The sequence below is a fragment of the Streptomyces sp. NPDC048415 genome, from assembly GCF_040651675.1.
In the GTDB taxonomy this organism is placed as follows: Bacteria; Actinomycetota; Actinomycetes; order Streptomycetales; family Streptomycetaceae; genus Streptomyces.
Genome location: NZ_JBEZKJ010000157.1, coordinates 1 through 11,152, shown reverse-complemented (window position 1 = coordinate 11,152; position 11,152 = coordinate 1). Strand labels below are relative to the sequence as shown.

General features: G+C 68.6%; 9 protein-coding genes and 3 pseudogenes. 8 read left to right on the top strand and 4 right to left on the bottom strand.

What is annotated here, in order from left to right; translation table 11 throughout:
- Positions 1-652: 652 nt before the first annotated feature.
- Positions 653-964, top strand: a pseudogene (locus tag AB0D27_RS43575) (IS110 family transposase); the annotation flags it as partial.
- A 58-nt stretch (positions 965-1,022) separates the two neighbouring features.
- Here the strand turns inward: AB0D27_RS43575 and AB0D27_RS43570 are convergent.
- Positions 1,023-1,937 (bottom strand): NmrA family NAD(P)-binding protein, encoded by a 915-nt coding sequence (locus tag AB0D27_RS43570; protein ID WP_362520718.1) that lies wholly within the window; start codon positions 1,935-1,937, stop codon positions 1,023-1,025.
- 101 nt (positions 1,938-2,038) lie between these two features.
- On the opposite strand from AB0D27_RS43570, the gene AB0D27_RS43565 reads away from it, so the two are divergent.
- Positions 2,039-2,671 carry a TetR/AcrR family transcriptional regulator gene (locus AB0D27_RS43565; RefSeq protein ID WP_362520715.1) on the top strand — a complete coding sequence of 211 codons (633 nt, stop codon included), beginning with the start codon at positions 2,039-2,041 and terminating at the stop codon, positions 2,669-2,671.
- A gap of 752 nt (positions 2,672-3,423) precedes the next feature.
- Here the strand turns inward: AB0D27_RS43565 and AB0D27_RS43560 are convergent.
- Positions 3,424-4,053 (bottom strand): ParA family protein, encoded by a 630-nt coding sequence (locus tag AB0D27_RS43560; RefSeq protein WP_362520721.1) that lies wholly within the window; start codon positions 4,051-4,053, stop codon positions 3,424-3,426.
- Between the two features lie 519 nt (positions 4,054-4,572).
- Entirely contained in the window at positions 4,573-4,920 is a 348-nt protein-coding gene (locus tag AB0D27_RS43555; protein ID WP_362520713.1) for a DUF1330 domain-containing protein, read from the bottom strand.
- Positions 4,921-5,132: 212 nt separating this feature from the next.
- Here AB0D27_RS43555 and AB0D27_RS43550 point away from each other — a divergent pair, with 212 nt between their 5' ends.
- The 6 genes and pseudogenes from AB0D27_RS43550 (at position 5,133) to AB0D27_RS43525 (ending at position 9,908) form a co-directional block, all read left to right on the top strand.
- The gene (locus AB0D27_RS43550; RefSeq protein WP_362520710.1) at positions 5,133-5,660 is read left to right on the top strand and encodes a LysE family translocator; all 528 of its coding nucleotides are present in this window, start codon (positions 5,133-5,135) and stop codon (positions 5,658-5,660) included.
- Positions 5,617-5,873 (top strand): annotated as a pseudogene (locus AB0D27_RS43545) (LLM class F420-dependent oxidoreductase); the annotation flags it as partial. The gene AB0D27_RS43550 and the pseudogene AB0D27_RS43545, both read left to right, overlap by 44 nt.
- A gap of 339 nt (positions 5,874-6,212) precedes the next feature.
- Positions 6,213-7,316 carry an LLM class flavin-dependent oxidoreductase gene (locus AB0D27_RS43540; RefSeq protein ID WP_362520707.1) on the top strand — a complete coding sequence of 368 codons (1,104 nt, stop codon included), beginning with the start codon at positions 6,213-6,215 and terminating at the stop codon, positions 7,314-7,316.
- Positions 7,313-8,713, top strand: a pseudogene (locus tag AB0D27_RS43535) (NtaA/DmoA family FMN-dependent monooxygenase). The gene AB0D27_RS43540 and the pseudogene AB0D27_RS43535 overlap by 4 nt, the downstream one beginning before the upstream one ends.
- Before the next feature lie 102 nt (positions 8,714-8,815).
- A complete protein-coding gene (locus AB0D27_RS43530) occupies positions 8,816-9,442 on the top strand; it encodes a hypothetical protein (RefSeq protein ID WP_362520704.1) in 627 nt (208 codons plus the stop codon).
- A gap of 64 nt (positions 9,443-9,506) precedes the next feature.
- Positions 9,507-9,908 carry a peptidase inhibitor family I36 protein gene (locus AB0D27_RS43525; protein ID WP_362520701.1) on the top strand — a complete coding sequence of 134 codons (402 nt, stop codon included), beginning with the start codon at positions 9,507-9,509 and terminating at the stop codon, positions 9,906-9,908.
- Positions 9,909-10,105: 197 nt separating this feature from the next.
- Here the strand turns inward: AB0D27_RS43525 and AB0D27_RS43520 are convergent, their stop codons facing one another.
- Positions 10,106-10,519, bottom strand: a complete 414-nt coding sequence (locus tag AB0D27_RS43520; protein WP_362520698.1) for a hypothetical protein — start codon at positions 10,517-10,519, stop codon at positions 10,106-10,108.
- Positions 10,520-11,152: the final 633 nt, after the last annotated feature.

Sequence of the window (11,152 nt, the reverse complement as noted above, 5' to 3'; positions counted from 1 at the left end):
CCGCTACGAGAAACTCGCCGTCCGCTACGAAGCGACCGTCCTCGTCGCGGCCATCAACGAGTGGCTGTGACCAGCACATTCGATACACGCCCTAGAACCTCACCAACGTCAACTACTGACCCGGTCGCGACGGTCCCGACGCAGCCTTCGGCGCGGCGGGGCCGTCGTAGCAATTCGATGGGCAGGGGAGAGACGCGGGCCGATGCCTCCCCCCTTGGCCTCGGCGCGGCGCCGTTGATGCTGAGTGCGGTCGCCTGCACCAACAGCGAATCCACGGAAGCGACTACGGCGCGCCGCTCTGAGCCGGATACGTCCGCCTCGTGCACTCGCTCCTTGGAGGCGCAGCAGAGAGCCGGATGCGCCAGGCAGGCGCCCGCGAGTGGCGAAAGCGCGCGGGCTGATCGCACAGCGTTCGTCCACTACGGGCTGACGGCGTCGGCGACCAGGCCCCTGATCCGCATCTCGGAGTCCGCGCCGCGCAGGATGAGCCGGGTGACTGCCTCGACAGGCTCCAGCTTCTGGCCCGCGGTGTGCAGCAGTTTGGTGGGCAGAGGCCGGTAGGCGTCCAGGCCCCTTCAGAACGGCGTCCGGACCGAACAGGACCAGGGCATGGCGGACGTAGCCCGTCTGGAACTCGTCCGGGTCGAGCATCGAGGTCGGAGACGACTGGACTCGGTTCGCCGACGCCCGCGGTCCGAAGGCCTACGCGGGCTCGGCCCCGATCACCCGAGCGTCCGGCAAGAAGCACCACGTCGCTCGGCACAGAGTGAAGAACGACCGCCTTCGCCGCGTCGAAGGCCTCGCTCGGCGCGAACGCCCACCGCCAGCGCCGACGCGAGCATGGCGACTGGCACGCGCAGCCTCAGTGGCACCCGTCCAACCGCATGATCGGCCGGCTGTTCCGCTGCCCCAACGAGGGGAACTGTTCGACGTACAAGTCGCGTTCCCCTCCCTTTTTGCATAGGCAGCCTGACGCCAAAGACCGTCGCGGAGATGTGGGTGTCCGAAGCCGTCAGTAGAGATCAGGAGATCTGGTCGAGCAGTTCCTGACGGTGTGCGGTGGCCCAGGACTCTAGATGGATCGGCTCTCGGCCGAGCAGGTCCTGGACCGTGCTGGTGGTGACCGCGGAGTAGTCGAAGCGGCCCTCGTAGGTCTGCCGCGCCCAGATCAGCGTGCTGGCCGCGTACCCGGCGTCCATGTTGGGGGGCGCGGTGTCCAGTCCCGCGTCGATCATGCGCTGCAGATCGTCCGGGGTCAGGACCACCGCGGGGATCTCCTGTCCGAGGGCGGCGGAGAGGACCTCGGCCACCTCGGCACCGTTGAAGAGATCAGCTGACAGGTAGTAGTCCTTGCTCGCGTGCGTCTCGGGTCCTTCGGCCAAGACCTTGGCCACGATCGCTGCGATGTCGTCGCCGGCGATCCAGCCGACCTGCTTGTCGCCCATCGGCCACACCATCCGGCCGTCACGCAGCCGGTTGATGCCCAGCAGATTCTCCATGAACACATGCGGATGCACATTCGCCCAGGCCACCTTGGAGCCTGCGATGTAGCGCTCCACCAGTTCGTGCCACGCGAAGTGCGGGTCGCTGGAGCGCCCGTCGCTGAACACGCCCAGGTGCACCAGGAAGCTGACGCCGGCGTCCTCGGCGGCGTCCACCAAGGTCTTGGTCTGGTGGGTCATCGCCGATGTATAGCCCGTCATCAGGAACACCCGGTCGATGCCCTCCAGTGCGCCGGGGAAGGTATCGGGGTCATCGAGATCGATGCGGACCGCTTCCTTCCCCTCCTTGATCCACTGCTCGACGGTGGTCTTGCTGCGTGAAGCGCGCACCGGGACCGCTTGGCCGGGTGTCGCCTCCAGCGCCTTCACGACCGCCGCTCCGGTCCGGCCAGTGGCACCAAGGACCAGCACCCGAGGCGTGTGTGTGTCCGGCATCTGTCTCTCCTCACCTCATACGAAAGTAATCACTTTCGTATGACCGATAGTGGTCGCTGTCGTATGCTCTGTCAAGCCGACGCCAGACCGGAGGGACACCCGTGCGCACCTGGGCCGAGAACGACCCCAAAGCGCGTCTGATGACGCGCAAGCGCGAGGCGATCATCAACGCCGCCCTCGCGGCCTTCCTCGAGGAGGGGTACGGCGGAAGCTCGGTCAACCGCATCGCCGCGAGCGCAGGCGTGTCCATCACCACCCTGTACCGGCACTTCGACAGCAAGGACGATCTCTTCGTCGCCGTCATCCAGGAGGCCTGCGACACCTCCGCACAGACCGCAGACCCTCAATGGCTGAACCTGCCGCCCCTGGAAGGCCTGACGGAAGCGGGCTGCGAGCTCCTCCAACACATCCTGTCCGAGCAGCAGTTGGCGCTGTTCCGGGTGGTGACCCGGGACGCGCAGCGCTTCCCCGAGCTCGGCCGCCGCTACCAACAGGAGATCCTCGGCGACCGCATAGCCCTGTTCACGCGACACCTGTCGCACTGGCCGGAGGAACTGCGCTCCAAGGTCAGCGACCCCACACGGGCCGCGCACGTCTTCTCCGCCCTGCTCCAGGCGGAGATCGTGGACACCGCCCTGCTCGGAGGACCGGTCCCCAGCCCGGCCGCCATCCGCATCCGCTCCCAGGAAGCCACGAACGACCTCCTTGCCCTCGCCCAGGCCGGACGGCTGTAGAGGCGGCAGCAGCCCAGCCCGCGCCTCTCAGGAACTGGAACCCAACACCACCGTCGTCGTGTGCCTTCCACTGCCCGTCGGCCAAGCCGCCGAATGGGGTGACGTCTGGTTCGACCTCGGCTCGGACTGGGCGGACGTGAGGATCCGGGTCGCCATCCCAGACGCTGCTGGCTGCCATGTCGAGAATCACGAAGTCAACAAGGCAGACAGCGAGATCGCTCGGCAACTCCCGGCAGGCGCTCGCTCCCGGGGGGCAGGTACAAGCCGGCAGTCAGCACCGCTCTTGAGCGGATCGCCGTTGTGCTGCGGCATCACAGGGATGTGAGGCTGCTGATCGGTCTCTCCTCCGCGCCGTTCATCCTGCCGCTCGCGGCGGACGATCACCGAAGGTCTGTACGCGGAGGCGGGACGGGACCGGACCATCTGATGCGGATCAAGCGGCGGGCACGGGCGGTCGCGGCGCTGGACGCTCTCGGACTGGTCGCCTTGAAGCCGCCCCACGTACCGCGCCCTGGGCATGCGGCACCTGGCTTACGGAGTGCTTCTCAGGGGTCGCAGTACAGCGGCGCCGGCGCGCAGGAGCGCTGATAGAGGTGGTCCCGCCCATCGGGTGAGGTCGCGCGGCAAGGCAGGGTCGAGTTCGATGGTCACTCGGATATATCGGGTGTGCAGCTGGGTGACCTTGGTGTGGCGGGATGCGACGACGTCCGGTTCCCGCTGCAATGCGGCTCGGTAGGTGTCCCTGCGCTGATTCACATCTTGTCCTGACGTTTGATGAGCTCGTCTGCGAGGTCCATGTACGCCGAGCCCTTGACCTCGACGGGGCTGCCGAATGACTGGGCGTACAAGTCGAGCCGTGGAATATGGGTGGACAGCACGTCGAAGCCCCGCTCGGTGAGAGCTTCGCGGGCGTCGGCATCGGGACCGGTGCGCGTGGCGTCGGGGCGATTTGTGCGGTTCAGCAGGACAGCTGCGCGGGCCGGCTGGGGGCGCAAGGACTGTACGTCGCCCATCTCGCCGCCGATGGGTGCCATGCGATCCAGCTCGATGGGGGCTGGGGTCACCGGCACGATCCACTCGCTCGCGTATCTCATGATGCTCCGGGTGATGTGGGCGTGGTCCTCCATCTGCGGGGCGTCGAACACGACTGCCTGTCGGTTGCCGAGGAAGTCGTTCACGCGCCGGTGCACGTCGCCCACCGGAAGGGCGATCACAGGAAACGGGAAGCCACCTGCCAATTCGCTCCACCGCAGCGCGGAGGAGGCCGGGTCACTGTCCACCAGCAGCGGTTGGATGCCCGACTCGTGAAGTGCGTGAGCCAACCAGACTGCGCTGGTCGTCTTCCCCACTCCGGGTTTCAGATTCACAAAGGCATGGCTCATCGACACAAGAGCCAACGCTAATGGCCGCGAGCGGCTGGCTCCCGTCGGCGCGGGGCACACAGTCTCATCGTTCACCCTGCGGCGCCGGTGCATCATGCGTGTGGGCTAATGCGGAAGTTACCAGGCCGTGAGAGGGCCATAGGTGGCGGCGGAAGCCTCCGCCATCTGCGAGGAGCGCATACGCAGGGGTGGCACGACGGTGGAGAGACCGAACTGCTCTTTCCGCCCGGCCGAGGGTCAGGAGATTCTGGGCAATTGCCACCGCCCCGAAGCCAGTCGGACGCTCTCGCGCCCGAGCGCCGCGGTAACTACGGAGCGAACCTACAGTCGCTGACCAGCGTGCCGCGAGGCGCGGTCTCGCTGTGCCATCGAGGGGTGCTTCCGGATGTGGTCCGTCGTCAATGACACTGAGCGAGCTGTGGTCCGCGTTGCGTACTCGTGGTGCGAGGGCATCGGCTGCGAACGTCTTCGTGAGCCGGCGGAGGGCCCGGCGCTACTGAATCAGGCCCGAACGGAGGGCTACTCGGCAGGCAGGGCCTCCCGTATCGACTTTGCGGTGGCAGTCGGGTCGTAGCCCTCGGAGACCCCCTCGATCAGAATGATGTCTCCCTTGACGTGCCGCGAGCGCAGCGGTGCGATCGCCTGGTATGCGGGCGAGTCCCACCAGGCCCGCGCCTCGGCGATCCCGGGGAAGCTGATGACCACGACATGCCCAGGCCAGCTGCCCTCCTTCACCTCGTGCTGCGTTGCGTGCACGAGGAAACGGCCGCCGTAGGGCTCGAAGGTGGCGGTGATGCCCTCCATGTACTCAGCGATCTCCGGGTGCGGGGAAGACTCCTGCAGGTGAGCTATGGCGTAGGCGGGCATGGCGTCCTTCCGGTCGGTCGGGCTCCGTACGCCGACGATCGTGGCATGCGGACGCGACGGGGTCGATGACCTGGGAGGTAAGCGTCCGCGGACCGCAGCTCGGACCTGGCCCCTGACTCTGCCGGGGGTGTGGCGCATGACGCGCCGCCGTGGTGCAACACGGTAGGCCGGACGCGGGCCCGACAGCCGGGCGCGCAGAACGGGGTGGGCCGATGTCGGTCGATCTCGCGGGGTTCCTCGGTGTGGTGCTGCTGGCCTATGTCGTCCCCGGGCCGGACTTCCTGGCGATTGTCAGGGCGGCCGCACGACGGCCCCCACTGGGCAGGGCAGCCGCCCTGGGAGCCCAGACAGGGCTGTGCGTGCACATGAGTGTCGCGCCCCTCGGCCTGTCGGTGATCGCCGCCGAGGCACCCCTCGCCTTCACCGCCGGGCGCCGACTACCTGACGTACCTGGGTGTACGAGCCCTGCTGGACGCCCGGCGCGGCACCGGCGACGGCATACGCGAGCCACTGAACCCGGCCCGTGCTCAGCAGAGCACGACGCGGGCCACGAATTCCCGGCAGCCGCGGGAATCAGCCGCCGTGACAGTTTCGTCCAGGGCTCCCTGACCAAAGTCCTCAACCCCAAGGCAGCGCTGTTCTTCCTCAGCATCCTGCCCCAGTTCACCTACCACGGCGGTTCGCCCACCGAGCGCCGAGGCGGTAAGGGAGACCGCGACCGAGACACTCGCGTTCTATGAGCAGTTCCCTTCCTACCAACGTGTCATCGGCCTCTCCGCGGCACGCGGGCCGCCGACCTGGCCGTCATCGGTGACGAGGAGACTGTCGCCGCCGAGGTGCGCAGGTACCGCGAAGCCGGGGCGACAGAGGTGGTGTTCACCGCGACGGACCTGGGTGGTGAGGCGGACCGCCGCCGTACCTGGAAGCTGCTCGGGGAGCTGGCGAACGGCTGAGGCACCCCGGACCGGGGCAGGTTGAGGTCTCTGCCTTGCTGTCCACGGCGGGCGCCGCCGCAGGCGTCGAGTCGGCCGGTGTCGCATGCGCGTACATCTAATGTCCTTGACACCTTCCGGGGCCGACGACGTAGGTTGAAGCGATCAGTCCCGGACGGGTGGAGGCCCCGATGCGCGTACGTGGCGCCGCACCGCACGGTGCCGGCACGGGAACGCGGCTGATCATCCGCCGGCACGTCGACTACTGCCGCACCGCCTCCGCCGTCTGTCCTTCCGCACGCCCCTGACTCCCGTCGGCCCGTCGGCCGGCCGTCTCGTCGTGCCCTCGGAAGGAACCCCATGTCCGGCCCCGCCCTGCGGCTCGCCGTCGAACTCGACGGCGACGGCGCCCACTCCGCGGCCTGGCGCCGCGCCGCCCACTCACCCGACCACCTGCTGAGCCCGCGCCGGGTGGCCCGCATCGCCGCCGCCGCGGAGAATGCCGGGTTCACCCTGCTCACCCTGGACGACGGCGCACTCCCGCCCGGCGCCACGCCCGACGTGGTCGGCCGCATCGGCGCGGTGGAGCGGGCCGCGTTCCTCGCCGCGTCGACGAGCGTCATCGGCATCGCGCCGGTCGTCCCGGTCACGTATGCCGAACCCTTCCACGTCTCCAGCCAGTTGGCGTCCCTGGATCACATCTCGAGCGGCCGTGCCGGGTGGGTGGTGAGTGAGGAGGCACGTCCTGAGGCGGCCCGCATCTGGGGCCGCACGCTGGTCGACGGCGCCGCCGCCCGCGCCCGCGAGTCCCGCGACGGCGTCGAGGTCGTCCGCGCCCTGTGGGACTCCTGGGAGGACGACGCGGTCATCCGCTCCGTGGCCACCAGCCGCTACCTCGACCGCGACCGGCTCCACTACGTCGACTTCACCGGCGACACCTACGCCGTGAAGGGCCCGGCGATCGTGCCCCGTCCGCCCCAGGGCCAACTCGTCGTGCTCGGCCGGCCCGGTCTCGTGCCCGCCGGGCAACTCGACGTCGCGCTCGTCGAGGGCCGCGACGTAGCCGTGGTCACCGCGGCCGCGGCCGCCGCCGGAACGCCGCGTACCTTCGCCGAGGTCGAGGTCGCCCTCGACACCGTGGACGCCACGGCCGAGGAGCGTGTCGCCGACCTCGAGCGGTATGCGCCCTGGACCGACCGCGGACGGCTGCGCCACATCGGCTCCGCCGCCGGACTCGCGGTCCTGTTGAAGCAGTTGAGGGGCATCGTGGACGGCGTACGGCTGCATCCGCTGGTGCTGGACGAGGACCTGGCGGAGGTGTCCCGGCTCGTGCTGCCCCGCCTCTTCGAGCGGCGGCAGGCAGTCCGCCCGCTGCCCGGCGCGTCCCTGCGCGCCCACCTGGGCCTCGAGCGGCCCGCCAACCGCTACGCCGCTGCCCGCACGGCCGGGGAGGAGACCCGATGACCCGCACCGACCCTCTCGACGTCCCCCGCCAACACGCTCAGCTCCACTTCGGCGTCTTCTTCCAGGGCGTCAACCACTGGACCATCTGGTCCGACCCGGCCAGCGGCTCCCAGATCGACCCCGCCAGCTTCCGGCGCGTCGCCCAGACCGCCGAACGGGGCCTGTTCGACGTGTTCTTCCTGGGGGAGGGGCTGCGGTTGCGCGAGGTCGACGGACAGATCCACGACCTCGACATCACCGGGCGCCCGGACGCCATCACCCAACTTGCCGCACTGGCCGCCGTACCGGCCGGATCGGCCTGGTCAGTACCTCCAACACCACCTTCAACGAGCCTGCCGACCTCGCCCGCCGCCTGTCCGGTCTCGACCTGCTCTCCGAGGGCCGCGCCCTGCTGGAACGTGGTGACGACCGACAACGCCTGGACCGGCGCCAACTTCCGCCGCGGCGGCTACCTCGACCACGCTGACCGCTATCGGCGCGCCGAGGAGTTCCTCACCGTCGCCCGCGCGCTCTGGGACGGCTGGGAGAACGGGGCCGTCTCTGGCTCCCCGAGCACCCCCGCCTGGGCGGCACCCGGCGCCGTACGCCAAGTCCGCCACAAGGGGCCGCAGTTCGACGTCGACCTCGCGCCCACGCTGCCGCGTAGCGCCCAGGGTCACCCGGTGATCTTCCAGGCCGGGGACTCCGGTGAGGGCCGGGACTTCGCCGCCCGCAATGCCGACGTCATCTTCTCCGCGCACGGCAGCGACTTCGACGACGCACTCACCTTCGCCGATGACCTCCGGCGCCGCCTGCGGGCCGTCGGCCGGCCCGACGACGACCTGCGTATCCTCCCGGGTACGGAGATCATCATCGGAGCCACGGAGGAGGAGGCCCTGGAGAAGAAGCGCTGGATCCGCCTCCAACAGGTCACTCCAGCAACCGCGTTGGGCATCGCAGGACTCGTGTGGGGCCTGGACCTCTCCGGTCACGACGCCGACGGGCCGCTGCCCAAGGAGGACCCGGTCGTCGCCGAGAACGACGGTTCGTTCGGGGCCCGGCGTATCGCGGATCCGCGCAAGGTGGTCGCCGAGTGGCGGGAGAAGGCCGAGGCGCACCGGTGGTCGCTGCGCGAGACCGTCATCGCGCTCGGTCCGCAGCGCGGCCACGTCGGCACTCCGGCGGGACTGGCAGACAAGTTCGCCCACTTCGTCCGCCACGGCGCCGTCGACGGCTTCAACGTCACGCCGTACCTGATCCTCGACGGCCTCGACGACATCGTCGACCTGCTCGTCCCCGCCCTGCAGGAACGCGGCGTCTACCGCGCCGAGTACACGGGTACGACGCTGCGCGAGCACCTGGGCCTGCGGGAACCCCTCACCCACCGCTCCACGACCGACCGGCGACAGGCAGGCTGACCGCTCCTCCTCCGCGACGATGGTCCACGCTGATGACTGCGCCGGTGGCGACACAGACTTCACCGATCTCATCGTGGACCGACTCGCCCACCCCCCTGGGACGTGGTCACCTTCGGCCTCATTCAGAGGGCCACCCAGGAATTCCTGGCGGGAATGATCACGCATGAGGTCGTGATCATCTCCCTACGGTATGGGCTCTTCGACGGCCGCGCGTGGACCTTGGGCGGCTATGGCATGAGGCCCTTGGCGAGGGAGAGGAAAAGGGGACACCCTGCGCTGTTCATGGCGGCAGCGCGTCATCGGGGCAGGCTGCTGCGCGCCGAGCTGGTCGCACAGCGGATGGTGCAGGACAAGGTCCGGCTGCGCGGCGTGTGTACCGACCCCGAGCACGAGTTGGTCGCACTGGTTGCCCACCGACCCGGAAAGCCCCGGCCGCATCGACGCCTCGTGCATCCGCGTCTACGCCTCATCCCGGACGCCAACCAAGGCGCTGTCGTCCATGCCCCGCTGCCGACCGCGCCACAGCCGGCCAGTTCGGGCGGGGCGGCCGGCCCGGCGGAGCCGAGCCGGCTCAGGGCCGCAGGATTGGCAAGTGAGCTGCTGCGGCCACCGCCGGGGTGCGCGGCGCCCGGGCGGCGCTATCTGCCCGTGGTGGAGGCGCTGTTGTGCGCTTCTTCTTTTGAGTGGGATGAGACCGCAGCGGGCTGGGCGGCGATGCCGTCTGGGTAGATCACCGGCGCCGAGCTGTACACGTACCGCTGCAAGGGAGACATTCACATTGAAGATTCGCTCGATGGCTGTCGCGGCAGTCGCGCTGCTGGCCTCAGTGCCAGCAGCGGCGGCGGCGGCTCAGCCGACAGACGTCGGTATTCAGAGGGGCTCCGGGCTGGAGGCATGTCGCTCGGGCTACGTGTGCCTGTACGAGAACTGGCAGTACAACCAGGGCGCCGCGGCCAGGATTCTGCGGACCAACGAGGACAACAGCCACCTGGACGACCTGAACTTCAACGACGTCACCAGCGCGGTGTACAACAACACAGATCGCGTGGTGCGCATCTACCCGCACTTCGACTACCAGGGTGTCCCTGTGACGCTCATGCCCGGCGAGCACATGAGCTTCGACGGCGTCAACGGCACCTTCAACGACGTCGCCTCCTCCGTGGAACTGCTGGAATGGAGAACCAGTCGGTCATGACTCCCGCTCGGTGACGGACCCCCTGCCGGCATCGGTATCGGGTCCGTCCCTATGGCAGAGCTCCGAAGGCGGTCAAGCCGTCTTCGGAGCTCTGCCATAGGGATCGTCGCCACCCTTAGCTTGTTCTTCATCTTCTGGTGTCGACGCACTCATGAAAAAATCAATACGGGGCAGGGAGTACCGCACAGTTCGGTGGATCAGTAGCGGTGGCCGGGCCAGTGAGGGTCCTCCCAACGATCGCGGCCGGTGAGGCCGAGCAACCGTATTCGTTCGAGCAGCTCCCCTGATACGCCGTGGGCCCGGAGCCGGGCAGGGGCATTGCGGACCAGCCAGGCGGTCAGCTCGGTGCGTGTCTCTTCCTCGTTCTCCCAAGCGTCCCACGGGAGTTGGTCTCCGAGCAGGTCGCACTCCCACTTTGCTGTCGCTTCGGCCAGGTGGTCGTCGGCAGCGTGGTCAGTCAGCGTTTCCCATGTGTTGAGCCACGGGGTGAGCGTGGCAGATGCCTCGGTGATCAATGCCAGGACCTCGTACGCGGGTACGGCGGGATCGGGATCGGTGAGCGTGTGGGCCCACCAGGCGTGCAGGAAGTCCCTGACTGCTTCGGCTTGCACGGCGGGCCACTGCTGCCAATGGCCGCGAGCAAACGAGCGGCCGGCTTCCTCCATGCCGAAGAGAGGCTTGACGGAGCCTCTGACGAGGGCCGTGGCGAACTGAGGCAGGATCCGGCGCAGTACGGATGCGTGGTCGCTCCAGTCGGGGCCTGCCAGGTGCGGTGTAGGAGGTCAAGGTCCAGCTCCGTATCCGGCACCTTGAGCTGCGCGAGTTCTTCGGCGCTGCCCCAGTGGCACTCGCAGTTGTGCTCGTCGGGGTGGGCCGTCATCCCGCCGAAGGCGGCGGCCAGGCCGTCAAGCGCGGTAGCGAGGCGAAGTCGTGCGGGGGGCTGGTCGGGGTTCATCATGGCGTTCGCATTCAGGGACTCCGGGAGCTTCTGACTTCCGAAGATTGCTAACTTACCCGGGTGGTTCTCAGGCCGCCATCGACATGACGCATCCCGACTCCCGCCGACGCTTGTGATCACCCCGGTACGGGTCACAAGATCGGCGGCAGTGCCCGTGCGCGCCGGTATCCGGCCTCGAACGGCCTCTCGAACTAGGGCGTGTATCGAATGTGCTGGTCACAGCCACTCGTTGATGGCCGCGACGAGGACGGTCGCTTCGTAGCGGACGGCGAGTTTCTCGTAGCGG

What these genes read in the sequence shown, in the direction of transcription:
- AB0D27_RS43570 (WP_362520718.1), bottom strand. Translation starts at nt 1,937, where the DNA reads ATGCCGGACACACACACGCCTCGGGTGCTGGTCCTTGGTGCCACTGGC.
- AB0D27_RS43560 (WP_362520721.1), bottom strand. Translation starts at nt 4,053, where the DNA reads ATGAGCCATGCCTTTGTGAATCTGAAACCCGGAGTGGGGAAGACGACC.
- AB0D27_RS43555 (WP_362520713.1), bottom strand. Translation starts at nt 4,920, where the DNA reads ATGCCCGCCTACGCCATAGCTCACCTGCAGGAGTCTTCCCCGCACCCG.
- AB0D27_RS43550 (WP_362520710.1), top strand. Translation starts at nt 5,133, where the DNA reads ATGTCGGTCGATCTCGCGGGGTTCCTCGGTGTGGTGCTGCTGGCCTAT.
- AB0D27_RS43540 (WP_362520707.1), top strand. Translation starts at nt 6,213, where the DNA reads ATGTCCGGCCCCGCCCTGCGGCTCGCCGTCGAACTCGACGGCGACGGC.
- AB0D27_RS43525 (WP_362520701.1), top strand. Translation starts at nt 9,507, where the DNA reads ATGGCTGTCGCGGCAGTCGCGCTGCTGGCCTCAGTGCCAGCAGCGGCG.